25 protein-coding genes are annotated in these 23,729 nt (G+C 70.9%); 9 read left to right on the top strand and 16 right to left on the bottom strand.

Translation table 11 applies throughout. From position 1 onward, the window contains the following. Positions 1 to 382: 382 nt before the first annotated feature. Positions 383 to 1,615: an SAV2148 family HEPN domain-containing protein gene (locus tag OG959_RS05880; protein ID WP_326657050.1), complete on the top strand. Its 1,233-nt coding sequence runs from the start codon at positions 383 to 385 to the stop codon at positions 1,613 to 1,615. 78 nt (positions 1,616 to 1,693) lie between these two features. After that, positions 1,694 to 2,422 carry a 3'-5' exonuclease gene (locus OG959_RS05875; protein ID WP_326657049.1) on the top strand — a complete coding sequence of 243 codons (729 nt, stop codon included), beginning with the start codon at positions 1,694 to 1,696 and terminating at the stop codon, positions 2,420 to 2,422. Between the two features lie 131 nt (positions 2,423 to 2,553). On the opposite strand, the gene OG959_RS05870 is transcribed toward OG959_RS05875, so the two are convergent. Next, complete coding sequence (locus OG959_RS05870) at positions 2,554 to 3,420, bottom strand: phosphotransferase enzyme family protein (protein ID WP_326657048.1); 867 nt, start codon at positions 3,418 to 3,420, stop codon at positions 2,554 to 2,556. Positions 3,421 to 3,546: 126 nt separating this feature from the next. Between OG959_RS05870 and OG959_RS05865 the strand changes: the two genes are divergently transcribed. The 5 genes from OG959_RS05865 to OG959_RS05845 all read left to right on the top strand — a co-directional run bounded on the left by OG959_RS05865 (position 3,547) and on the right by OG959_RS05845 (position 8,667). Then, positions 3,547 to 4,497 (top strand): carbohydrate ABC transporter permease, encoded by a 951-nt coding sequence (locus OG959_RS05865; RefSeq protein ID WP_326657047.1) that lies wholly within the window; start codon positions 3,547 to 3,549, stop codon positions 4,495 to 4,497. After that, positions 4,494 to 5,333, top strand: coding sequence for a carbohydrate ABC transporter permease (locus OG959_RS05860; RefSeq protein ID WP_326657046.1), 840 nt, complete (start codon positions 4,494 to 4,496; stop codon positions 5,331 to 5,333). The genes OG959_RS05865 and OG959_RS05860 overlap by 4 nt, the downstream gene beginning before the upstream one ends. Further along, positions 5,333 to 6,625: an ABC transporter substrate-binding protein gene (locus OG959_RS05855; protein ID WP_326657045.1), complete on the top strand. Its 1,293-nt coding sequence runs from the start codon at positions 5,333 to 5,335 to the stop codon at positions 6,623 to 6,625. The genes OG959_RS05860 and OG959_RS05855 overlap by 1 nt, the downstream gene beginning before the upstream one ends. Before the next feature lie 247 nt (positions 6,626 to 6,872). Next, the gene (locus tag OG959_RS05850) at positions 6,873 to 8,075 is read left to right on the top strand and encodes a S8 family peptidase (RefSeq protein WP_326657044.1); all 1,203 of its coding nucleotides are present in this window, start codon (positions 6,873 to 6,875) and stop codon (positions 8,073 to 8,075) included. A 208-nt stretch (positions 8,076 to 8,283) separates the two neighbouring features. Beyond that, complete coding sequence (locus OG959_RS05845) at positions 8,284 to 8,667, top strand: nuclear transport factor 2 family protein (RefSeq protein ID WP_219566635.1); 384 nt, start codon at positions 8,284 to 8,286, stop codon at positions 8,665 to 8,667. Positions 8,668 to 8,695: 28 nt separating this feature from the next. Here OG959_RS05845 and OG959_RS05840 read toward each other — a convergent pair whose 3' ends face one another. Continuing rightward, positions 8,696 to 9,526: an ABC transporter ATP-binding protein gene (locus OG959_RS05840; protein WP_326666238.1), complete on the bottom strand. Its 831-nt coding sequence runs from the start codon at positions 9,524 to 9,526 to the stop codon at positions 8,696 to 8,698. 20 nt (positions 9,527 to 9,546) lie between these two features. Then, positions 9,547 to 10,413, bottom strand: coding sequence for an aldo/keto reductase (locus OG959_RS05835; RefSeq protein WP_326657043.1), 867 nt, complete (start codon positions 10,411 to 10,413; stop codon positions 9,547 to 9,549). A 95-nt stretch (positions 10,414 to 10,508) separates the two neighbouring features. Between OG959_RS05835 and OG959_RS05830 the strand changes: the two genes are divergently transcribed. Together OG959_RS05830 and OG959_RS05825 are read left to right on the top strand one after the other, a co-directional pair. Further along, positions 10,509 to 11,093 carry a TIGR03086 family metal-binding protein gene (locus OG959_RS05830; protein WP_326657042.1) on the top strand — a complete coding sequence of 195 codons (585 nt, stop codon included), beginning with the start codon at positions 10,509 to 10,511 and terminating at the stop codon, positions 11,091 to 11,093. A gap of 233 nt (positions 11,094 to 11,326) precedes the next feature. Then, positions 11,327 to 11,959 (top strand): mycothiol-dependent nitroreductase Rv2466c family protein, encoded by a 633-nt coding sequence (locus OG959_RS05825; RefSeq protein ID WP_326657041.1) that lies wholly within the window; start codon positions 11,327 to 11,329, stop codon positions 11,957 to 11,959. Positions 11,960 to 11,969: 10 nt separating this feature from the next. Here the strand turns inward: OG959_RS05825 and OG959_RS05820 are convergent, their stop codons facing one another. From OG959_RS05820 to OG959_RS05760, 13 genes are all read right to left on the bottom strand, one after another. Next, the gene (locus tag OG959_RS05820; protein ID WP_326657040.1) at positions 11,970 to 12,740 is read right to left on the bottom strand and encodes a sirohydrochlorin chelatase; all 771 of its coding nucleotides are present in this window, start codon (positions 12,738 to 12,740) and stop codon (positions 11,970 to 11,972) included. Between the two features lie 9 nt (positions 12,741 to 12,749). Then, complete coding sequence (locus OG959_RS05815; RefSeq protein ID WP_326657039.1) at positions 12,750 to 13,673, bottom strand: ABC transporter permease; 924 nt, start codon at positions 13,671 to 13,673, stop codon at positions 12,750 to 12,752. After that, positions 13,660 to 14,448: an ABC transporter ATP-binding protein gene (locus OG959_RS05810; protein ID WP_326657038.1), complete on the bottom strand. Its 789-nt coding sequence runs from the start codon at positions 14,446 to 14,448 to the stop codon at positions 13,660 to 13,662. Before OG959_RS05810 ends, OG959_RS05815 begins: the two co-directional genes overlap by 14 nt. 33 nt (positions 14,449 to 14,481) lie before the next feature. After that, positions 14,482 to 15,597, bottom strand: coding sequence for an aliphatic sulfonate ABC transporter substrate-binding protein (locus tag OG959_RS05805; protein ID WP_326657037.1), 1,116 nt, complete (start codon positions 15,595 to 15,597; stop codon positions 14,482 to 14,484). 243 nt (positions 15,598 to 15,840) lie between these two features. Then, the gene (locus OG959_RS05800) at positions 15,841 to 17,184 is read right to left on the bottom strand and encodes a sulfate adenylyltransferase subunit 1 (protein WP_326657036.1); all 1,344 of its coding nucleotides are present in this window, start codon (positions 17,182 to 17,184) and stop codon (positions 15,841 to 15,843) included. Between the two features lies 1 nt (position 17,185). Next, positions 17,186 to 18,121, bottom strand: coding sequence for a sulfate adenylyltransferase subunit CysD (cysD, locus tag OG959_RS05795; RefSeq protein ID WP_148021566.1), 936 nt, complete (start codon positions 18,119 to 18,121; stop codon positions 17,186 to 17,188). Continuing rightward, a complete protein-coding gene (gene cysC / locus OG959_RS05790) occupies positions 18,118 to 18,663 on the bottom strand; it encodes an adenylyl-sulfate kinase (RefSeq protein ID WP_442805540.1) in 546 nt (181 codons plus the stop codon). Before cysC ends, cysD begins: the two co-directional genes overlap by 4 nt. Positions 18,664 to 18,686: 23 nt before the next feature. Then, positions 18,687 to 19,403, bottom strand: coding sequence for a phosphoadenylyl-sulfate reductase (locus tag OG959_RS05785; RefSeq protein WP_326657034.1), 717 nt, complete (start codon positions 19,401 to 19,403; stop codon positions 18,687 to 18,689). Then, positions 19,400 to 19,579: a hypothetical protein gene (locus tag OG959_RS05780; protein WP_326657033.1), complete on the bottom strand. Its 180-nt coding sequence runs from the start codon at positions 19,577 to 19,579 to the stop codon at positions 19,400 to 19,402. Before OG959_RS05780 ends, OG959_RS05785 begins: the two co-directional genes overlap by 4 nt. Next, positions 19,576 to 21,273 carry a nitrite/sulfite reductase gene (locus OG959_RS05775; protein WP_326657032.1) on the bottom strand — a complete coding sequence of 566 codons (1,698 nt, stop codon included), beginning with the start codon at positions 21,271 to 21,273 and terminating at the stop codon, positions 19,576 to 19,578. Before OG959_RS05775 ends, OG959_RS05780 begins: the two co-directional genes overlap by 4 nt. Before the next feature lie 114 nt (positions 21,274 to 21,387). Continuing rightward, on the bottom strand, positions 21,388 to 21,471 hold the full coding sequence (locus tag OG959_RS05770; protein ID WP_310739661.1) for a putative leader peptide: 84 nt from the start codon (positions 21,469 to 21,471) through the stop codon (positions 21,388 to 21,390). A gap of 206 nt (positions 21,472 to 21,677) precedes the next feature. Then, the gene (locus OG959_RS05765) at positions 21,678 to 22,286 is read right to left on the bottom strand and encodes a GNAT family N-acetyltransferase (RefSeq protein WP_326657031.1); all 609 of its coding nucleotides are present in this window, start codon (positions 22,284 to 22,286) and stop codon (positions 21,678 to 21,680) included. An 82-nt stretch (positions 22,287 to 22,368) separates the two neighbouring features. After that, entirely contained in the window at positions 22,369 to 23,625 is a 1,257-nt protein-coding gene (locus tag OG959_RS05760; protein ID WP_326666236.1) for a GAF domain-containing protein, read from the bottom strand. Positions 23,626 to 23,729 lie beyond the last annotated feature (104 nt).

The raw sequence follows: 23,729 nt of genomic DNA, 5'->3' as shown, positions 1-23,729 counted from the left end.
TCGACTCTTCCCCTTCTGATGCGGTTGCCTGGGGATTGCGGGCTCCCTGGGGCAGATCTTCCCCGAAAGAGCGGCCCTTACCTAGGACCGGCCGGTTAACGGGGGCGGCGTCGCGGACGCCGCCCGGTCCGGTCAACATCGGGCCCCTTCGTGTCGCCCGGAACCGGAATCCGGCACCTCGCCCGGCCGGTTGTCCGGAATGCGGCTTGAGGTGGGGTGTTTAATCACTATGAATCCGCTCACTCCGGCAGATCTCGTCGCACGGAACATGCGTGTGCGGTAGGGGAGTTGGGAAAGGAGCCTGTGCATCCGGCTGCACCGGCTCCCGCTCGCGGAGTACCCTTCCTTGATCGTTGGTGGGGGAGTGGAAGGCGGTGCGCGGGTGAGCTCGGGAGGGTTCGAGCTGCCCCCAGGTGACACGGGTCACGAGGGGGATCCGGCCGATGTCCCGCCCGGGGCGGTCTCGCTGGCGCAGCCCCTGGAGATCGGTGCGGAACTGGACTGGGGCGCGGACGCCTGGAGTGAGGTGCGCACGCGCGCCCAGCGGGCCGGGCGCGCCTATATCTGGCTGAATCTCGTCGAGCAGCGGCTGCGCGCCGTGGTCGCCGCGGTGCTCCGGCCGATCTACGAACCGGTCCACGGCGAGGACTGGGTGGTGGCCGCGGCGGGACCCGCCGGGCAGGAGTGGGTGCAGCGCGCCGTCGCCGTACGCGAGGTGTCCCGGCGCAAGGGCTATCTGCTCGACCCGGCCGACGACAACGTCCTGAGCTTCCTCACGCTGCCGCAGCTGCGTGAGCTGATGGTCCAGCACTGGCCCTGCTTCGAGCCCTACTTCGACGACCGCCGCGATGTCGAGCTGGCGCTGGACGAGCTGGAGGTCGCCCGTAACGTGGTCTCCCGCAACCGCGCCCTCAACGAGGCGGTGCTGGCCCAGGCCGAGCGGGCCTCCGCCCGGCTTCTGGAGATCCTCGGCAGCGGCGCCGCCGTCCCGTCCGCCGACCGGCTGCCGGTCGACGCCGTGGAGGAGCTCGTCGGAGACCGGTACGCGGACGTGGTCTCCGTCCACCCCGACCGGGTGCGGCTCCAGCGCCAGCTGCCCGCCGAGGACCTCTTCGGCGGAGCGCGCCGGCTGGACGCGATCGGGATAGGGCTCAACCTGCTGGTACAGAACTTCTCCGGGCGCCGGCTGATCCGGCTCGCCGAGTCGGGCTGCCGGGTCCGGCTGCTCTTCATCAACCCGGCCAGCAGCGCGGTCAAGCGCCGGGAGCGGGAGCTCGGCCTCAAGAAGGGCGAGCTGAGCCGGTCGGTGGAGATGAACATCCTTCACATGCGCCGGGTCCGCTCCAAGCTGCGCGACCCCGGTGCCTTCGAGATCCATGTCTTCGACGAGACACCGCGCTTCACCGCCTACCTGGTGGACGGCGACGGCGCCGACGCCGTGGGGGTCGTCCAGACGTATCTGCGCCGGGCGCGCGGCATGGAGGCGCCGGTTCTGGTGCTGCGGGGCGGCGGACGGGCGGTCGTCCGGGCCGGCCAGGACAGCGAGCACGGGCTGTTCGAGACGTACCGCGAGGAGTTCGAGTCCGTGTGGACGGACTCCCGGCCGGTCTCCTGAGGGACCGTCCCTCCTCGTTGTCAGTGCCCCGTGCGAGGGTGGTCGTCATCTGGGGGAGCACCACGAAGGAGGTACGGGATGAGCTGGCACCGGCATGCGCTGGTCGGCTTCGACCTGGAGACGACGGGTACGGAACCGCTGGAGGCCCGGATCGTGACGGCCGCGGTCATCCGTGTCGACGGCCGGGACGGTGAGCCCGCCAGCCGGCACACCTGGCTGGCCGATCCGGGGATCAGGATCCCCGCACAGGCCTCGGCGATCCACGGCATCAGCAGCGAGCGGGCGGCGGCGGAGGGCCGGCCGGTGCGCGAGGTGGCCGACGAGATCGCCGACACCCTGACCGGGTACTGGCGGCGCGGCGTCCCGGTCGTCGCGTACAACGCGGCCTTCGACCTGACGTTGCTGACCGCCGAACTGCACCGCCACGGGCTGCCCTCGCTCAGCGACCGGCTCGACGGCGCGGGGATCGGGCCGGTGATCGACCCGTACACGATCGACCGGTCCGTCGACCGTTACCGCAAGGGCAAGCGCAACCTCGAAGCGGTCTGCGTCGAATACGGCGTGGTCCACCAGGGAGCGCACGACGCGGCGGCGGACGCACTGGCGGCGGTGCGCGTGGCGTACGCGATAGCCGCACGGCACGGCTCGGTGGCCGCGCTGTCGGCGCAGGAGCTGCACGAGCGCCAGGTCGTCTGGTACGAGGAGTGGGCCGCCGACTTCCAGCAGTTCCTGCGCCGCAAGGGGACGGCGGACGCGGTCATCGACGGCCGCTGGCCGGTCCGGGAGCCGGTGGGGGTCTCGGGCTGAGGGGCGTTGCCCGGCCTTCTGCGTGCTGTGTCCTCAATCGCCGGACGGGCTTGTTCCGGAGTCCGGGCGGGAATCAACGCCCGTCCGACGCTTGAGGACACGCCGTTCACCGGCGTTCGGTGAGCCCCGACTCAGAACGGGTACCACCGCACCGCGGTGTCCCCGTCCCGCAGGGACGCCACCCGGCGGCGGAACTCGGCGAGTGCCTTCGGGTTGTCCGGGGCGTGCTGCGCGACCCATGCGCAGCTGGCCGTCTCCCGTGCTCCGCGCAGTACCGCGCAGCCGTCCCACTCCCGTACGTCCCACCCGTACGCCGAGGTGAACGCGTCGTAGGCCTCGGCGGCCAGCCCGTACCGGTCGCGGGACAGGGCGAGCACCACCAGGTCGTGCTCGCGCAGATCCGCGGAGAAGGTCTCCAGGTCCACCAGGACCGGCCCGTCCGCACCGACATGGACGTTGCGTGCGAGCGCGTCGCCGTGGATCGGGCCCGGGGGCAGCCGCGGGACGAGGCCGGCGGCCGCTGCCGCGAAGCCGTCGCGGCGCTCGCGCAGATACGCGGCGTCGGCCGGATCGATCGCCTCGCCCGCCAGGCTCAGCCACCGCTCGACGCCGCCCAGCAGCTCCCGGCGCGGCAGGGCGAGGCCGGCCGGGTCCGGCAGGGCGTGCACCGCGCGCAGCAGCGGAGCCAGATCCCGCGGCTCGGCGGGCCGCACCGCGTCCGGCAGCCGGTGCCACAGCGTCACCGGATGGCCCTCGACCAGCCGCGCCTCCGGCTCGGCGGCCCGGACAGCGGGGACGCCGGACGCGGCGAGCCACCGCGCCACGGCCACCTCGCGCTCGGCCCGGTCCCGTAGTTCCGGGCTCCGCACGGCGTCCCGGCCGATCTTGACGACCAGGTTACCCACGGCGAACACCGCGTTCTCGCCCAGCGCGATCAGCTCCGCGTCACCGGGCAGTCCGGCGGCGTTCAGCACCTCGCGCGCTCGCATCTCGTTCATGGATCCGATTTTCGCATCTGTGCAGGTTGTCTTGACGAACCGACGGCCCGTCAGCACGATGGCGGAGGCCACCTGAGCGGCCAGAACGGTATAAAGCCGGTCGAATGACGCAAGGGGGTCTTATTCATGACATTGGCTAATGCAACCGTACGGTCCGGGCGGCATGGTCCGCCGGGCGGCCCGCGCGACGAACGGTCCGGGCCGGTCAACCGGAACGCCGGAACCTGGTTCCTGGTGCTGCCCGCCCTGATTCCCATCCTGATCCTCAGCGTCGGGCCACTCCTCTACGGCATCGCGCTGGCCTTCACGGACGCCCAGTCCGGCCGCACCCGGTCCACCCAGTGGGTCGGCGTACTGAACTTCCAGGACCTGCTCCACGACGGACTGTTCTGGGAGTCGTTCCGGATCGGCCTGGTCTGGGCGGTCGGCGTCACCGTCCCGCAGTTCGTGCTGGCCCTGGGCCTCGCCCTGCTGCTCAACGAGAACCTGCGGATGCGCTGGCTGGCCCGCGCCCTGGCCATCATCCCGTGGGCCATGCCCGAGGTCGTCGTCGGCATCATGTGGCGCCTCGTCTACAACCCGGACGCCGGCATCCTCAACGAGAGGATCCGCGACCTGGGGCTCGGCGACGGCCGGGACTGGCTGACCGGGCTGGCCACCGCACTGCCCGCGGTGATCCTCGTCGGCGTCTGGGCCGGCATGCCGCAGACCACGGTCGCCCTGCTGGCCGGACTGCAGAACACCCCGCACGAACTCCACGAGGCCGCTGCCCTGGACGGTGCGGGCGCCTGGCGCCGGTTCCGTACCGTCACCTGGCCCGCGCTCAGGCCCGTCGCGCTCTCCATCACCGCGCTCAACTTCATCTGGAACTTCAACGCCTTCGCCCTGGTCTACGTGCTGACCAACGGCGGCCCCGGCGGCCGTACCCGGCTGCCGATGCTCTTCGCGTACGAAGAGGCCTTCCGGTACGGACAGTTCGGCTACGCCGCCGCGATGGGCTGTGTGATGGTCGCGGTGATCTCCGTGATCCTCGCCGTGTACCTCGCCGGACGGCTCAGGGGAGGCGAGGACCGATGAGCCTGCGTACCAGCCGGCCGGTGCGCGCCGGGCAGTACCTCGCGCTTCTCTGCTATCTGGTCTTCCTGGCCTTTCCGTTCCTGTGGCTGATCTCCACCGCCTTCAAACCCGCACCCGAGCTCGGCTCCCTGCACCCCACCTGGATCCCCGAGAATCCGACGCTGGACAACTTCCGGCAGGCGTTCGACGAGCAGCCGCTGCTGCGGGCCGCCGCGAACTCGCTGATCGCCGCGCTCTCCGCCGGTGTCATCGCCGTCGTGATCGCGACCCCGATGGCCTATGTGATGGCCCGCCACCGCTCACGGCTCTCCACGGCCGCCACCGGCTGGGTCGTGGTCAGCCAGGCGTTCCCCTTCGTCCTGCTGATCATTCCGCTCTTCCTGGTCCTCAAGAACCTGCACCTGATCAACACCCTGTGGGGGCTGATCATGGTGTACGTCGTCTGGGCCCTGCCCTTCGCGCTGTGGATGCTGGTCGGCTACGTACGGGCCGTACCGCCCGAACTGGAGGAGGCGGCGGCGGTCGACGGGGCCGGCCGGCTGCGGACCCTGGTCTCGGTCACCGCCCCCCTGCTGGCCCCCGGGATCGTCGCCACCGCACTCTTCGCCTTCATCACCGCATGGAACGAGTTCTTCTTCGCGCTCGTCCTGCTCAAGACACCGGAGAAGCAGACCTTGCCGGTCGTACTGACCCACTTCCTCGGCGCGGAGGGCGCCAGCGACCTCGGACCGCTCGCCGCCGCCGCGTTCCTCGCCACCCTTCCCTCACTCGTCCTCTTCGCCGTCATCCAGCGGCGGATCACGGGCGGCATGCTCGCAGGGGCGGTGAAGAGCTGATGCGCGCACTGGCACGTACGGCAGCGGCGGCGGCCACCGCGCTCGCCCTGCTGCTCACCGGATGCGCCGGTGGCGGCGGCGACGGGGCGGACGGGAAGATCCGGATCCGCTTCCAGTCGCTCGCCTGGCAGAAGGAGTCCGTGGACATCAACAAGCAGCTGGTGAAGGAGTGGAACGCGAGCCATCCCGGCGTCGAGGTCCAGTACGTCCAGGGCAGCTGGGACAGCGTCCACGACCAGCTCCTCACCTCCTTCGAGGGGGACGAGGCCCCCGACGTCATCCATGACGCGTCCGACGACCTCGCGGACTTCGCGTACGGCGGCTACCTCGCCGATCTCCGCACGCTCCTCCCGGACCGGCTGACCGACGACATCCCCGCACGGAGCTGGCAGACCGCCACCTTCGACGGCGGCGTCTACGGGGTCCCGTTCCTCCAGGAGCCGCGGGTCCTGATCGCCAACACCACGATCCTCAAGGAGTCCGGGGTCCGCATCCCGACCCCCGAGAAACCCTGGAGCTGGCCGGAGTTCCGCCGGGTCACCAAGGAGCTGACGGGCAAGGGACGTTACGGGATCGCCTGGCCGCTCAAGGAGCCGGTCTCCGTCACCCTCAACCTCGGCCTCTCGTCGGGCGGCCAACTGTTCCACCGCGGCGCCGACGGAAAGGTGACGGTCGAGTCGGGCGAGGGCGACGAGGTGGTCCCGGGCACCATCCACGACCAGGTCAACACCGACCACAGCGCCGCCCGCACCGCGCTCGGCATGGGCGGGGGCGACACGCTGCCAGGCCTGTTCGGCGGGAAGTACGCCATGGTGCCGCTCGGGTTCTCCTACCGGCAGCAGGTGGTCGAACAGGCTCCGAAGGGCTTCGAGTGGACCGTGCTGCCCGCTCCGGCCGGCAGCGAGGGCCTGGCCCAGGGAGTGAGCCCGCAGACCCTGTCCGTCGCCGAGGACAGCCCGCACAAGAAGGAGGCCGTGGAGTTCATCGACTTCCTGCTGCGGCCGGCGAACATGGTGCGCCTGGCCAAGGGGGACTGGATGCTGCCGACCGGTACGGCCGCGCTGGCCGACCCCTCGCTGCACACCGCGGACCTGGGCTGGGCGACCGGGGCCGCGCTCGCGACGGCGCTGCGGCCGGCGCCGGCGCAGTCCGTGCGCGGCTACCCCGAGTGGAAGGACAAGGTCGCCACGCCCGCCCTCCAGGAGTACTACAGCGGGGCGATCGGGGCGGACGAACTGAGGAAGCGTCTGGTGGAGGACGGGAACCGGGTCCTGGCGCGCTATCAGCGGTGACGTCGCCGGGGCCGTGCCGTACGCCGCGGCCCCGGTCGGCGGTGTGCGGCCGGTAACGGGCAGTGATTGTGACGGACTTGGGTGCGGGTGGTCGAATTCCTGTGACGAAACCGTGGTCCGGACGGCTCAGGCGCAGAGTAGGTCTTGATCTGCGCGCGTCAATCGGTAAGGGTTTCGAACCAACCCCCGGAGATCTTCCGGCCGAGGGCCAATCCCCCCACAAAGAATGACGAGGAGATCCCTCTTCATGGCAATTCACAAGCGTGCACGCCGGTTCAAGCTGACCGCCTCCATCACCGCGGTGGCAGCCGCCGCCGGAGTCACCCTGATGGCCAGCCCGTTCGCCGGAGCGGCACCCGCTCCCGCGACGGGCAAGATCTACGGTGCCGACGCGGCGACCGCCGTCTCCGGCAGCTACATCGTGATGCTGGACCAGAAGGCCGACAAGGCGAAGCTCGCCAAGGAGTACGGCGGGAAGCTGAAGCGCAACTACAGTTCCGCCATCAACGGCTTCTCCGCCAGCGGCCTTTCGGAGACCGAGGCCAAGAGCCTCGCCGCCGACCCGGCCGTCTCCAAGGTCGTCCAGAACAAGAAGTTCCACGCGAGCGCCACCCAGGACAGCCCGCCGTCCTGGGGCCTGGACCGCATCGACCAGACGGAGACCGCCGGGGACAACGCGTACACCTACCCGGACAGCGCGGGCGACGGTGTCACCGCGTACGTCATCGACACCGGGGTCCGCACCACGCACCAGGAGTTCGAGGGCCGGGCGAGCTCGGGCTTCGACGCCGTGGACAACGACGACAGCGCCGACGACGGCAACGGCCACGGCACCCACGTGGCCGGCACCATAGCCGGGGCGACGTACGGCGTCGCCAAGAAGGCCAAGATCGTCGCCGTCCGTGTCCTCGACGACTCGGGCTCGGGCACCACCGAGCAGGTCGTCGCCGGCATCGACTGGGTGACCGAGAACCACCAGGGCCCGTCCGTCGCCAACATGAGCCTCGGCGGCGGCGCGGACGAGGCGCTCGACGCGGCCGTCCAGAAGGCCATCGCCTCCGGCGTCACCTTCGCGGTGGCCGCCGGGAACGAGTCGAGCGATGCCGGCCAGGGCTCACCGTCCCGCGTCCCCGAGGCGATCACGGTCGCCTCCTCCACGGTGGACGACGAGCAGTCGTCGTTCTCCAACTACGGCTCGGTCGTGGACATCTACGCCCCGGGCTCGGACATCACCTCGTCGTGGAACGACAGCGACGACGGTTCCAACACCATCTCCGGTACGTCCATGGCGACCCCGCACGTCGTCGGTGCCGCCGCCGTCTACCTGGCAGGGCACCCGGAGGCCACCCCGGCGGAGGTCGCCACGGCGCTCACCGAAGGAGCCACTCCGGACGCCATCGGCAACGCCACCGAGGGCACGGCGAACAAGCTGCTGAAGATCGTCGAGTAGACGCGGGCACCCGCTGACCCGGCGGCCGCCGCGCTCTCCCCCACGGGGCGCGGCGGCCGTACGGCTCGGGCAGATCGTCCTAGGGTGTGCCCATGATGATGTACGCGGTGCCGTCACCCGGAACGCGCGGGAGCGGCCACCGGAGGCCCGTCGCGGCCGGGCCCCACGCGCTGCCCACCGGACCGGCAGCCACCCCGGGACGCGGCGCATGAGCGAGCCGACCCCCGGAGTGGCCGCGGCGGTCGAGGGCGAACTCCGCCTCATGGACCCGATGGTCCGGGCCTCCACCGAACTCCTCGTCCAGGTCCTGCACCCCGACTTCCACGAGGTCGACACGACCGGCCGCCACTGGGACCGCGCGATGGTCATCACCTCGCTGATCTCGGACGAGGCACCGCGGCCCGGACAGCTCACCGCCTCACGGATGCGGGGCGTGCAGCTCGCCGACGAGCTCGTCCACGTCACCTTCGACACCGAGGCCAAGGGAAAAAGGGCCCACCGCAGTTCGTTGTGGCGGCTCACCGAGGCGGGCTGGCTGCTCTACTACCACCAGGCCACCCCCTTCGTCACCGCGGCGGACGCCGACGAGTGAGAGCCGGCGGGTGACCCCGCGGGCGGGGTCAGCCCCGGGCCGGCCGCTGTGCCCGCGCCGTCCACCGCCCGTCCGTGCGGGCGATCCGCACCGGATGACCGAAGCAGTCACTGACCAGGTCCGTGGTCAGCACCTCGTCGGCCGCCCCCGAGGCCGTACAGCGCCCGCCGCGCAGCAGCATCGCGTGCGTCGTGGAGGCGGGCAACTCCTCCAGATGGTGCGTGACCAGCACCGTCGCCAACTCCGGATGCTCCTCGCGCAACGCGTCCAGACTGTCCAGCAACTGCTCCCGGGCGGCCAGATCCAGCCCGGTGGCCGGCTCGTCGAGCAGCAGCAGCCGGGGCTGCGGCATCAGCGCACGGGCGATGAGCGTACGGCCGCGCTCACCCTGGGAGAGGGCCGGCCAGCGCGCGTGCGTCTTCCCGCCCATCCCCAGCATCCTCAGCAGCCGCTCGGCCCGCTCCCGCTGCTCCGCCCCGGGTGCCCAGCGCGGCAGCGGCTCGACCGAGTTGGTCAGACCGGTCAGCACCACCTGGCTCACCGTCAGCGGAGAACGCAGCGGATGGCGCGGATCGACATGGCCCAGCAAGGTGCGCAGCTCCCGCAGATCCACCCGGCCGAGCGTGCGCCCCAGCACCTCCACCGTGCCCCGGGTCGGATGGGCGACCGCGCCGAGCAGTTTGAGCAGGGTGCTCTTCCCCGCACCGTTGGCACCGAGCAGGGCCCAGTGCTCCCCGCCGCGCACGGTCAGCGAGACGGAGTCCAGCAGGACGTTCCCGTCGCGTACGAGCGAGACACCATCGGCCCGGATCACCGGTACTCCGGCGGTCGGGGCGGGCCGGTCGTGGGCGGCGGTCATGGTCACGTGCGGGTACTCCTTCATGCGGGTGCGAGCGCCTCCAGGCGGCTCATGTCCTCGGTCGTCAGCCGGACCTCCCGCGCCCCCAGGTTCTCCGCAAGATGGACGGGCGAACCGGTGCCCGGGGTCGGGCACAGCACGGGGGAGCGGTGCAGCAGCCAGGCGAGGGCGATCTGCCCGCGGGTGGCACCGTGGCTCCGCGCGACCTCGTCGAGGGCGGCGGCCTCGCCCGTCAGTGCGCCGTTGGCCAGCGGGAACCAGGGGAGAAACGCCAGGTCATGGGATTCGCACACCTTCAGCACCGCGTCCGAGCCGCGGTCGAGGAGGTTGAAGCGGTTCTGCACCGAGGCGATCCCGGTCAGGGAGAGCGCCTGCTCCAGCTGGTCGGCGGTGAGGGTGTCCAGACCGATGTAACGGATCTTACCTTCCTGCCGCAGCGCGTCCAGGGCACCCAGCTGCTCCGCCATCGGCACCCGGGGGTCCAGCCGGTGCAGCTGGTACAGGTCGATCCGGTCGGTCCGCAGCCGGAGCAGGCTGGCCTCGCACATCGCGCGCAGCTGCTCGGGCCGCCCCGCGATGTGCCAGGCGTCGTCGCCGGTCCGTACGACCCCGCCCTTCGTCGCGATCACGAGGTCGTCGCGGTACGGGTGCAGCGCCTCGGCCACCAGCTCCTCGGCCACACCCGGGCCGTAGTTGTCGGCGGTGTCGATCAGCGTGACGCCCTGCTCGACCGCCGACCGGAGCACCGCCAGCGCGTCCCGGCGCTCGCCGCGCGGGCCCCAGTAGCCGGGGCCGGTCAGCTGGGCGGTGCCGTAGCCGAGGCGGCGTACCGGCAGCTCCCCGCCAAGGAGGAACGAACTGTCGGGGGAGGGCAGCGGTGAGGGCATGAAGGAACAGTAGTCCGGCGGCCCGGCGCCCCTCCGGCCGGTTCCTGTCGCGTTTTTTCAAGACCGGGAGCATGATCCTTCCTAGGGTGAGGCGCATGAAGAACGAGCACACCCACATGACCGAATGCGCCGCCGAAGCCGCCCGTGTGGCCCGCGGCGTCCGCCCCGAACAGCTCGACGCCCCCGTCACCCCCTGTGCCGGCTGGGATGTCCGCGGCCTCGTCAACCACTGGGTGCTCTACACCTCGCACGGAATGGAGCACCGCGCCCTGCGCACGGAGATCCCCGAGGAACTCACCACCCGGGACTTCACGGCGGACGCCGACTGGGCCGAGCAGTACGCGGCCCAGCTGGACCGCGCCGTCGCCGCCTGGTCGGACCCCGCCGTCTGGGAGGGAGAGATCGGCAGCGGTGAGTCGGCCACCCCGGCCGCGGACACCGCCGCGATGCTCATCGAGGAGACGGCCCTGCACGGCTGGGACGTGGCCCGGGCCACCGGCCAGGAGTTCCGGCTCTCCGACGAGGCGGCCGCCCACGTGCTGGGGATCGTCGAGAGCACCGCCGCGCTCTACCGCCAGTACGAAGGCTTCGCCGACGAGGTCACGGTCGACCCGGGGGCCGACGACTTCACCCGCGCCCTGGCCCTGAGCGGCCGAGATCCCCAGTGGACCGCCGCCTAAGGGCTGTCCCGCAATTCCTGGCGGGCGCACGACGACAGCTACGGCACCTCGCCGCGTTGTCGAAACGCCCGAATACATCCAGTATGCGGGCGCCTCTCCGCCTTGCGATGCACCGCATCTGACGCCGCGCGCTGATCCACCAGGAATTGCGGGACAGCCCTTAGGAAATGGCCCATCCCCGCGGGTGCCGAATGGCCCGCGGGGATGAGCCACCGGCTGGCTAGGCTCCTCGTATGACCTCTCACCGCACCCCGGGCACGGGCAGGGCCGTCGTCGACTTCTACTTCGACCCGGCCTGCCCGTTCGCCTGGATCACCTCCCGCTGGATGCTGGAGGTGGAGCAGCAGCGCGACATCGAGCTCCGCTTCCATGTGATGAGCCTCTACCTGCACAACACGGGCAACGAACTCCCCGACTGGTACCGCGCCCTTGTCGACAAGTCGATCGGCCCGGTCCGTGTCGCCGCCGCCGCGGCCGGACTGCGTGGCGAGGCCGTGCTGCGCGAGCTGTACACGGCCTACGGGACCCGGATCCACCAGCAGAAGAACGAGGACTTCGACGAGGTGATCGCCCAGTCCCTCGCCGAACTCGGCCTCCCCGCCGAACTGGCCGGGGCCGCGCACGACCCGGCGTACGACGAGGCGGTGCGCCGCAGCCACGACGCCGGCAAGGACCCGGAGGCGGACGGATACGTGGGCACGCCCACCCTCCACGTCGACGGGACCGTGTGGTTCGGCCCCGTGCTGCGGGCGGTGCCGCGCGGCGAGGAGGCGGCGCGGCTCTTCGACAGCTTCCGGGTACTCGCCGGCCACGAGGACTTCTTCGAGCTCAAGCGGACCCGTACGGGCGGCCTGGACATGGGCTGAGCGAAAGGCCCTACGCGCTGACCCGGGAGGTCCGGGCCGCCCGGACACGGGCCTCGTCGTACCGGTCGAGCAGCAGCCGCGCCAGCTCGGGCGACGGGCCCAGCACACCGGCCAGCACATCCGCCCCGGCCTCGGCCGCCCCCGACGCGATGCGGTCCGGGAGGCGGCCGGGCGCGATCACGTACGGGGCGACGGCCACCCGGCGCAGACCGTCGGCCCGCAGGGCCCGTACCGCGTCCTCGGTACGGGGGATGCCCCCGGCAGTAACAGCGGAGGCGAACGCAGGCCGCACGGAACACCAACCGGTGTGCCGCAGCTCCCGCGCGATTTCAGCGATCACTGCGATCGCCTCCGGGTCTGTGGAGCCCGCCGAGGCCAGGACGAGCCCGGTCGAGCTTCGGTCACCGGGGCGGACCCCGGCTTCGTACAACCGCCGCTCCAGGGCGGAGTTCAGCAGCGGCGACGGGCCGAGCACCTCGGCCTGCCGCACCCGCAGCCGCGGCAGCCGGGCGCGCGCCTCGCGCAGGACCGCAGGGATGTCGGACTTGGCGTGGAAGGCGCGGGTGAGCAGCAGCGGAAGCGCCACGACCTCACCCGCCCCTTCGGCGTCCAGCCGTTCCAGGACCCGCGGCACCGACGGTGCGTTGAAGTCCAGGAACCCGGTCTCCACCCGAAGCCCCGGCCGCAGCGCCCGTACCCGCGCGGTGAGCGCGTGCACGGTCGCCGCGTGCCGCGGATCGCGGCTGCCGTGGGCGATGACGAGAAGGACCGGAGATGTCATGTCACCAGCTCAGTTCTTGACGAGGAGACCGCGGCTGCGCAGCACCCACCGCTCCAGCGGACTGAAGATGAGCAGATCGATCGCGATGCCGACGAACAGGATCAGGAGGATGGCGAGGAAGATCCCTGGCATGTCCGCGTTGTTGCGGCCGTTCTCCAGCAACTGCCCGAGTCCCAGACCGAGGTCGGGCGACGAGGCGATGATCTCGGCGGCCATCAGCGAGCGCCAGGAGAAGGCCCAGCCCTGCTTCAGACCGGCCAGATAACCGGGCAGGGCCGCCGGCATGACGATGAACCACGTGCCCCGCAGGCCGGTCGCGCCGAGGGTCCGGCCCGCCCGGAGGAAGAGCGGCGGCACCTGGTCGACACCGGACACCAGCCCGTTGGCGATCGACGGCACGGCGCCCAGCAGGATGACCGCGAACATCATCGAGTCGTTGAGACCGAGCCAGATCACGGCCGGCGCCACCCACGCCACGGACGGCAGGGACTGCAGCCCGGACAGGATCGGGCCGATCGCGGCACGGACGAACTTCACCCGGGCCACCAGCAGACCCAGCGGCGTACCGATGGCGACCGAGAGCAGGAAGCCGAGCAGACCGCGCGAGACGCTCGTCCACACCACCTCCAGCAGCGTCCCCTGCCGCCACATGTCACCCAGGCTCTCCCCGACCGCGGCGGGCGAGGGCAGCTTGTAGTCCTCGGTCACCTGCGCCCAGACGAGCAACTGCCAGACGACGACGACCAGGGCGACCGCCAGCAGCGGCGGCAGGACCTTGCGCAGCAGGACCTCGCGCACCGGCGTGCGGTGCACCTGCACGGCGTCCAGCGCGTCCAGGCCGGCCTCCAGACCGGCCAGGTCGTCCGGCTTCACCGCATCCGGCCCGGCCCCGCCGGACCTCGGTGCGCCCGACTTGATATCAGTGCTGGCCATGACGGCGGATCTCCCCACGCAGTTGTTCGGTGATCTCGACGGACAGTTCCGCCACCGCGGTGTCCTCGATGCGGCGCGGCTGCTCGATGTCGACCGTCCACTCGCGGGCGATCCGGCCGGGGCGGGAGGAGAGCAGCACCACGCGCTCGGCGAGACGCACCGCCTCGCGCACGTTGTGCGTGACGAACAGGACCGAGACGTTCGTCTCGCGCCAGATCCGGGTCAGCTCGTCGTGCAGCACATCGCGGGTGATGGCGTCGAGCGCGGCGAACGGCTCGTCCATCAGCAGCAGCTGACTGTCCTGGGCGAGCGCGCGGGCCATCGCCACCCGCTGCCGCATGCCGCCCGACAGCTCGTGCACCCGCTTGCCGTACGCCCCGCCCAGCCGCACCAGCTCCAGCAGCCGCTCCGCCTCCGTACGGCGTTCCGACTTCGGCACGCCACGCAGACGCAGCGCCAGCTCGATGTTCTTGCCCGCGGTCAGCCACGGGAACAGGGCGTGCTCCTGGAACATCAGGGCCGGCCGCCCGCCGGGGGTCTCGATCGTCCCCCCGGTCGGGCGGTCGAGTCCGGCCACCAGATTGAGCAGCGTCGACTTTCCGCACCCGGAGGCTCCCAGGAGGGTGACGAACTCGCCCGGAGCGACATCGAGCGTGATGTCGTCCAGGACCAGCTGCGTTCCCGTGGGTCCGGCGAAGGACTTCGAGACATGTGCGATGCGGGCGGCGTGCCCGACCTCGACACGGTCCTCGGCCTTGGTGAGGGTGTTCGCCATGGTCGTCACCTCCTGGGGTCTTCGAGCGGCTGGTTACTTGACGCCGAGACCGGCGTCGGCGACCTCGGGCTTGCCCGCGGCCTTGAGGATCTTGTTCAGCGGCTTCAGGTCGTAGATGCCCTTGAGGTCGGGCTCCTCCAGCAGACCGGCCTTCACCGCGTGCTCGGCCTGCGCGTCGAGCGTGGCGGCCAGCGGGTCGTCGGTGATCTGGATCGACTTCCAGGCCGGGTCGATGATCTCGGCCGGCAGCGCCTTGCCGGTGAGCTTCTTCAGCGCGGCGTTCGCGGAGGCCTTCGCCTCGTCGGGGTTGGCGTTGATCCACGCGTTCGTGTTCACCGAGCCGCGCAGCACGGCCTCGACGACGTCCGGGTGCTCCTTGAGGAACTTCTGCGACACGATGATGTTCGTGATCACGAACTTGTCGTCGGGCCACAGCGTCGACTCGTTGAGCAGCTCCTTGGCGCCCTCGGCGACCAGCTTGGAGGCGGTCGGCTCGGGGACCCAGGCACCGTCGATGGAACCGGACTTGTAGGCGTCCGGGGTCACCTTGTTGTCCGTACGGACGACGGAGACGTCACCCTTGCCGCTCTGGGCGTCGACCTTCCAGCCCTTCTCGGAGATCCAGTTGAGGAAGGCCACGTCCTGGGTGTTGCCGAGCTGCGGGGTGGCGATCTTCTTGCCCTTGAGGTCGTCCAGGGTCTTGATCTTGTCCGGGTTGACGACCAGCTTCACGCCGCCGGAGGCGGAACCACCGATGATCCGCAGGTTCTTGCCCTGGGACTTGGTGTAGCCGTTGATGGACGGCGAGGGGCCGATGAAGCCGATGTCGATCGAGTCGGCGTTCAGCGCCTCGATCTCGGAGGGACCCGCGTTGAACGTCGAGGTCTTGAGCTGGGTGCCGCCGAGCTCCTTCTGGAACAGACCCTCCTGGTCGCCCACGAGCGCGGTGGCGTGGGTGAGGTTCGGGAAGTACCCGATCCGCACGGTGTCGGCGGAGAGCTTCTTTCCGTCGGCGGCGGCGTTCGCCTTCTTGGCGTCGTCGTCCTTCGCGTCGGAGCCGTAGCCGCAGGCGGTGAGCGCCACGGCGAGCAGCGGCAGGGCGGCGGCAGCGGCGAGGCTGCGGCGAAGCGTGGTACGGGGGGCAGACACGGGAGGTCTTCCTCTCGGAGGCCCGGTGCTCACGTCCCTCGGAAGTCCGGGGACGCGGCCGGGAGGTCGGCAGGTCTTCGTCTGAACTGGCGGTACAGGCGGTGCGGTCGGTGCTGCCGGGCGCGCAGGCAGTGCGCGTACGTCAACGCGCACATCGCGCAACCCCGCCCTGGCCGCTGCCGAGGGCGCCGCTGCCGACACGGCCGCCCTCCTTCGCGAAGGTCGAGAAGACGTCGCGACTCATCAGAAGTCCCACTCGGCGTCGTCGTCCACCGGAGTCCCGGTCTGCGGGACGGCGGCGAACGAGGCGCCCGCCATGCCGGCCGAGAGCGTGGTGCCGTCCGCCGGGTCGATCAGCAGGAAGGAACCGGTGCGCCGCGAGTCGGCGTAGGCGTCGAGCGCGAGCGGCTCGGCGGTACGGACCACGACGCGGCCTATGTCGTTGGCGACGAGTCGGCCGGGTGCCGGGTGCTGCGAGAGGTCGTCCAGGGTCAGCCGGGACGGGATGTCCTTGACGATCGCCTTGACCGTGCGGGTGGTGTGCTTGAGCAGCACCCGCTGGCCCACGGTGAGGGGCTGGTCGGCGACGTGGCAGACGGTCGCCTCGACGTCCTGGGTGACGGCGGGCGAGTCGTTCGCCGGGGCGATCAGGTCGCCGCGCGAGACGTCGATGTCGTCGGTCAGGCGCAGGGTGACCGACTGGGGGGCCCAGGCGATGTCCACGCTGTCGCCGAGCAGATCGATTCCGGCGATCGTCGACGTACGGCCGGAGGGCAGCACGGTGACGGGTTCGCCGACGCGGAACACTCCGGCGGCGATCTGGCCCGCGTAGCCCCGGTAGTCGGGGAGCTCGGCGGTCTGCGGCCGGATCACGTACTGGACGGGGAAACGGGCGTGGCAGGCGGTGAGGTCGTGGCTGACCGGGACCGTCTCCAGGTGTTCCAGGACGGTCGGGCCGCCGTACCAGTCCATGTTCGCGGAGGGTTCCACGACGTTGTCGCCGGCCAGCGCGGAGATCGGGATGGCGGTGATCTCCGGGACGCCCAGGGAGGCCGCGTAGGCGGTGAACTCCTCGGCGATGGCGGCGAAGACCGGCTCCGCGTACTCGACGAGGTCCATCTTGTTCACGGCCAGCACCACGTGCGGGACCCGGAGCAGGGCCGCGACGGCGGCGTGCCGGCGGGTCTGCTCGACGACGCCGTTGCGGGCGTCGACCAGGACCACGGCCAGCTCGGCCGTGGAGGCGCCCGTCACCATGTTGCGGGTGTACTGCACATGGCCCGGGGTGTCGGCGAGGATGAACCGGCGCCGGGGGGTGGCGAAGTAGCGGTAGGCGACATCGATGGTGATGCCCTGCTCGCGCTCGGCCCGCAGCCCGTCGGTCAGCAGCGCCAGGTCCGGCGCCTCCTGGCCGCGCTTGCGGGACGCGTCCTCGACGGCCTCCAACTGGTCGGTGAGGACCGACTTGGAGTCGTGCAGCAGCCGTCCGACGAGGGTGGACTTACCGTCGTCGACGGACCCCGCGGTGGCGAACCGCAGCAGGGTGGTGGTCGACAACTGCTCGGCCAACTGGGTGGGTGTGGTCATTTTAGAAGTACCCCTCGCGCTTACGGTCTTCCATCGCGGCCTCGGACATCTTGTCGTCGGCGCGCGTCGCGCCCCGCTCGGTGAGCCGGGAGGCGGCGATCTCGGTGATCACGGCGTCCAGCGTGGTGGCGTCGGAGTCGACGGCACCGGTGCAGGACATGTCGCCGACCGTGCGGTAGCGCACCTGACGGGTCTCGACCGTTTCGTGTTCCTTGGGGCCGCCCCAGTCGCCCGCGGTCAGCCACATGCCGGAGCGGTTGAAGACCTCGCGCTCGTGGGCGAAGTAGATCTGGGGAAGCTCGATGCCCTCGCGCTCGATGTACTGCCACACGTCGAGCTCGGTCCAGTTGGAGATCGGGAAGACCCGGACGTGCTCACCGGCGGCGTGCCGGCCGTTGTAGAGCTGCCAGAGTTCCGGGCGCTGACGGCGCGGGTCCCACTGGGAGAACTCGTCGCGCAGCGAGAAGACCCGCTCCTTCGCGCGCGCCTTCTCCTCGTCGCGGCGGCCGCCGCCGAACACGGCGTCGAAGCGGTGCTGCTGGATCGCCTCGGTCAGCGGCACGGTCTGCAGCGGGTTGCGGGTGCCGTCGGGGCGCTCGCGGAGCTTCCCGGCGTCGATGTACTCCTGGACGGAGGCGACGTGCAGGCGCAGCCCGTGCTCGGCGACCGTGCGGTCGCGGTACTCCAGAACCTCGGGGAAGTTGTGCCCGGTGTCCACGTGCAGCAGGGTGAACGGCACCGGCGCGGGCGCGAACGCCTTGAGCGCCAGATGCAGCATCAGGATGGAGTCCTTGCCGCCGGAGAAGAGGATCACCGGCCGCTCGAACTCTCCCGCCACCTCACGGAAGATGTGCACCGCCTCGGACTCCAGGGAGTCCAGGTGGCTGAGTGCGTACGGATTGTCGGTGCCTTCCGACACAGTCGCGACGGTCGTCACGCTGCACCCCTCTCGCTCAGCAGCGCGTACAGCTCCGCCGCGGACTCCTGCACGGTCTGCTGGTGCGACTCGATCCGCAGATCGGGCGACTCGGGCGCCTCGTAGGGGTCGTCCACCCCGGTCAGCCCGCTGATCTCGCCCGCCGCCTGCTTGGCGTACAGCCCCTTCACATCGCGTACCGAGCACACCTCGACCGGAGTGGCGACGTGCACCTCCAGGTACGTGGTGCCCTCGGCCCGGTGCCGCTTGCGGACCGCGTCACGGCTGTCCGCGTACGGGGCGATGACCGGGACCAGCACCTTCACGCCGTTGGCCGCCAGCAGTTCGGCGACGAAGCCGATGCGCTGGACGTTGGTGTGGCGGTCCTCGCGGGTGAAGCCGAGGCCCGCGGAGAGGAACTCGCGGATCTCGTCACCGTCGAGCACCTCCACCCGGTGGCCCTCGCCGCGCAGCCGCCCGGCGAGTTCGTACGCGATGGTGGTCTTGCCCGCGCTCGGCAGACCGGTCAGCCAGACGGTGGCTCCCGTCTCCGTCACGCTCATCGAAGTCTCCTGATCAGTCGTCATCAGTCGTGCAGCCCGCATTCGGTCTTGCCGCGCCCGGCCCAGCGTCCGGACCGTGCGTCCTCGCCCTCCAGCACCCGGCGGGTGCAGGGGGCGCAGCCCACGGAGGCGTAACCGTCCATCAGCAGCGGGTTGGTGAGCACCCCGTGCTCGGCGACGTACGCGTCGACGTCGTCCTGGGTCCAGCGGGCGATCGGCGAGACCTTGACCTTCTGCCGCTTCTCGTCCCAGCCGACCACCGGGGTGTTCGCCCGGGTGGGGGACTCGTCGCGGCGCAGCCCGGTGGCCCAGGCCGTGTACGAGGTCAGTCCCTCTTCCAGGGGCTTGACCTTGCGCAGCTTGCAGCAGAGGTCCGGGTCGCGGTCGTGCAGCTTCGGCCCGTACTCGGCGTCCTGCTCGGCCACGGTCTGCCGCGGGGTCAGCGTGATGACGTTGACGTCCATCACCGCCTCCACCGCGTCACGGGTGCCGATCGTCTCGGGGAAGTGGTAGCCCGTGTCGAGGAAGACCACGTCCACCCCGGGCAGCGCCCGGGAGGCGAGGTGCGCGACGACCGCGTCCTCCATCGACGACGTCACACAGAACCGCTTGCCGAAGGTGCGGGTGGCCCACTGGAGGATCTCCAGGGCGGAAGCGTTCTCCAGCTCCCGGCCCGCCCGCTCGGCCAGCTCCCTGAGCTCGGCCGCGGAGAGCTTGTCGGTCTGCAGAGTGTCCGTCATATCCCGTCCCCTTCACCGTTGTTGCGCTCCAGCCCCCGGGCCAGCAGGCCCAGGAACTTCAGCTGGAACGCCCGGTTGCAGGAGGCGCATTCCCAGGCCCCGTGCCCGGCCTCGTGCGGGCGCAGGTCCTCGTCGCCGCAGTACGGGCAGTGGAACGGCGCGGCGCGCTCGCTCATGACAGCGACTCCGCACTGGCCCGGGCCGCCCAGGTCGCGAAGCGCTCGTCGTCCTCGCGCTCCTTCTGGAAGTTCCCGAGCACCCGCTCGACGTAGTCGGGCAGTTCGGCCGAAGTGACCTTCAGGCCGCGGACCTTGCGGCCGAAACCGGCCTCCAGGCCGAGCGCGCCGCCCAGATGGACCTGGTAGCCCTCCACCTGGTTGCCCTCGTCGTCCAGCATGAGCTGGCCCTTGAGGCCGATGTCCGCGGTCTGGATGCGCGCGCAGGCGTTGGGGCAGCCGTTGATGTTGATCGTGAGCGGCTCGTCGAACTCCGGGAGGCGGCGCTCCAGTTCGTCGATGAGCGAGGCGCCGCGCGCCTTGGTCTCGACGATCGCCAGCTTGCAGTACTCGATGCCGGTGCAGGCCATCGTGCCGCGGCGGAAGGGCGACGGCTTCACCTGGAAGCCGAGCTCTTCGAGGCCGGCCACCAGGGAGTCGACCCTGTCCGGCTCCACGTCGAGGATCAGCATCTTCTGCTCGACCGTGGTGCGCAGCCGGTCCGAGCCGTGCGCGGCCGCCAGATCGGCGATCTTGGTGAGGGTGGGGCCGTCGACCCGGCCGACGCGGGGCGCGAAGCCGACGTAGCGGCGGCCGTCCTGCTGCTCGTGGACGCCCACGTGGTCGCGCCAGCGGCTGCTGGGCTGCTCGGGCGCGGGGCCGTCGAGCAGGGGACGCTTCAGGTACTCGTCCTCCAGCACCTGGCGGAACTTGACGGGGCCCCAGTCGGCCATCAGGAACTTCAGCCGGGCACGGGTGCGCAGCCGCCGGTAGCCGTAGTCCCGGAAGATCCCGACCACGCCGGCCCAGACGTCGGAGACCTCGTGCAACGGCACCCAGGCGCCGAGGCGTTCGGCGAGCCTCGGGTTGGTCGAGAGACCGCCGCCGACCCAGAGGTCGAAGCCGGGGCCGTGTTCGGGGTGGACGACGCCGACGAAGGCGATGTCGTTGATCTCGTGGACCACGTCCTGCACGGGCGAGCCGGAGATCGCGGTCTTGAACTTGCGCGGCAGGTTGGAGAACTCCTTGCTGCCGATGTAGCGGTCGTGGATCTCGTCGACCGCCGGGGTCCCGTCGATGATCTCGTCGGCGGCGATCCCCGCCACCGGGGAGCCGATGATCACTCGGGGGCAGTCGCCGCAGGCCTCCGTCGTGGACAGTCCGACGGCCTCCAGCTTCTCCCAGATGGCCGGAACGTCCTCGATGCGGATCCAGTGCAGCTGGATGTTCTGCCGGTCGGTGACATCGGCGGTGCCCCGCGCGTAGTCCTGGGAGACCTCGCCGATCGCCCGCAGCTGCGCCGCGGTCAGCCGGCCGCCGTCGATCCGGACCCGCAGCATGAAGTAGCGGTCGTCCAGCTCCTCCGGCTCCAGCACGGCGGTCTTGCCGCCGTCGATGCCGGGCTTGCGCTGGGTGTACAGCCCCCACCAGCGCATGCGTCCACGAAGGTCGTTGGGGTCGATCGAGTCGAACCCGCGCTTGGAGTAGATCGTCTCAATGCGTGTCCGCACGTTGAGACTGTCGTCGTCCTTCTTGAACTGCTCATTGCCGTTCAGCGGGGTGTAGTGCCCCAGGGCCCACTGACCTTCGCCACGGTGGCGCCCCGCTTTACGGCGGGGCGCGGCGGGCGCGGGCTGTTCCGGGGTAGCGGCCATGACAGTACGTCCTTCGGGACTGCAGGAGGGCGGCTCTGAACTGCACACTCGCGTCTGGGCGCGGCGGTGCGCAGGGTTTGCAGAGAAAGGGTGATCGCGGCGGTGCTGGGACTCTCAGCTCGCCGGACAGATGGCGCTGGACATGCGGCCGAGGTCGACGTGGCGTCGACTCACCAAGGCAATTCCAGTTCCAGGCATGACGGAAGCGTGTCACGCGGGTCTCCGGGCAGTCCACCACTATCCATGATGTGGACGAGACTGTCCCGACAGGTGAGACAATGTGGCGCCCGTCACGTGGATGACGGGCGCCTGGTGGCCGGAATACCGGACAAGCATGTGCATTTCTTACATGTCTTACAAGCGCTTCTTCGGGACGCTCCGATGAAGGGTTCCTGCGAGAGTTCCTACGGAAGCGGCGTCCGGCCGGACCCGGGCCACGGACCCGGGGTGGCGACCTCGGGCTCCAGCTCCGTCGTGGTGTCGAACAGCCGGAAGCCGCGGCGCAGGTAGTTGCCCATGGCGTGCGGCCCGTCCTTGGAACAGGTGTGAACCCACACCCGTTTGGTCGCCGGCCGCTCCGGCCACCGTTCGGCCAGGTCCCAGGCACGGGCGACCCCGTACGAGAGCAGATGCCCGCCGATCCGGCGGCCCCGGAAGGCAGGGAGAAGACCGAAGTACATGATCTCGACCGCGCCGTCGTCCTGCGGGTCCAGCTCCACGTACCCGGCCGGCGTCCCGTCCACGTACGCCACCCAGGTCTCCACGCCCGGCCGGTCCAGTACCTCCTGCCACTGCGCGTACGTCATCGACAGCCGGTCCGTCCACTGGATGTCGCCGCCGACGGCCGTATAGAGGAAGCGGCTGAACTCGGGCAGCGGCACCTCGGACCGGACGATCCGTACGTCCGGGCCGGGCACGGCCGAGGGCTGCAGATCGTCGGGGGAGGTCTGCTCCAGGGACCAGACGGTCACCTCGGCGAGGGCAGGGTCGGATGGACGCTCGGGGTTGCTCATGACTGCCAGAAAACCATGCCCCGCCTCCCCGGCCCAAGCCGGTACCCGGGACGAGGCGCCCCGGACCTGCGGGAACACGGGTTCAGGAGGCGCTGCGGGCCGCCACCACCACCGGCGCCTTGGACCGGGGCAGCAGATCGCCCGGGTGCTCCGGACCGATCACCTCCACCTCGACGCCCTCCCCGAAACGGTACGGGCGGTGGGCCAGCACCTCCGCGAGATGGCGCCGCAGCCGGGAGATCTCGGCCCGGACCGTCACCGTCCTGGTCGGATCGCCGAAGATGTCCTCGGCCAGCTCGGACGCCGTACGCCCCTCGGGGCACCGGGCCAGCGCGTACAGCAGCTCGGCGTGGCGCGGGGACAGCCGCTGCGTCCACGTGCCCACCGGGCTCACCACGTTCACCGTCAGGCTGCCCGGCATGCTCAGATCCAGCACCACCCGGCGCGGCGGGCTGTCCATCGCACCGTCGGCCACCTGCACCAGCCATCCGCCCGGCAGCGGCTCCACCCGGCACATCCCGAGCGAGGGCAGCCACACCCGGCCCGGCTGCACGGACTTCGGCAGCGGCAGCCGGTCCACCGGCGGCATCCCGGTGACCGCGGCCAGCCAGCCGTTCGCGTCCACCACCAGCGCCCGGCCACCCAGCCGGCACAGCATCGGCGCCGCCACCGAACGCAGCCGGTCGATGGCCTGGAGGTGCTGGGTCCTGATCTCGCTCTCGGCCAGCCGGGCCACCGACCCGACCAGAGCGAGCGTCGTGGGATGGAAGGTGTTCGCCGGACCGCTGATGTCGACGATCCCCATCAGCCGTCCGTCGCGCGGATCGCGCACCGGGGCCGCCGCGCACGTCCACCCGTGCAGACTGCGGACGAAGTGCTCCGCGGAGTGGACCTGCACCGGCGCGCGCGAGGCGAGCGCGGTACCGATCGCGTTGGTGCCGGTGATCTCCTCCGACCAGGCGGCGCCCTCGGCCAGACAGATGTCGTCGGCCCGGCGCAGGATCCCCGTGTTGCCCTGGCGCCACAGCACCCGGCCCTCCACATCGGTGACCACCATGATCTGCTGCGCGGCGTCGGCGATGCTCACCAGGCCGTCACTGAGGAGCGGCATGACCTCGCCCAGCGCGGAACTCCGGCGCCGGTGCTCGATCTCCTCCAGCTCCAGCAGCACGCTCTGCGTGGTCTGCTCCGGATCGATGCCACTGCGCAGCACCCGGTCCCACGAGGCCCCGATCTCCGCCCGCGGCTGGACCGGCATCTTCTGGCCCGCCATCCGCGCCTCCCGGGCGCGGTGGAGCAGGCGCGTGGCCCGCTCCGAGTCCCGCGCGGCAGGGCGCATCACATCGACAGGACTTGTCTCCACGTCCGGATCCCCCTAGTGCCAGTGCCAGCGTCAGTACCAGGACCGTGCCAAGGGCCATGGGGTCATCCTGCCGCCTCGCG

This window comes from Streptomyces sp. NBC_00385 (assembly GCF_035917155.1).
GTDB lineage: Bacteria > Actinomycetota > Actinomycetes > Streptomycetales > Streptomycetaceae > Streptomyces > Streptomyces poriferorum.
This window is presented reverse-complemented; position numbering and strand designations above follow the sequence as displayed.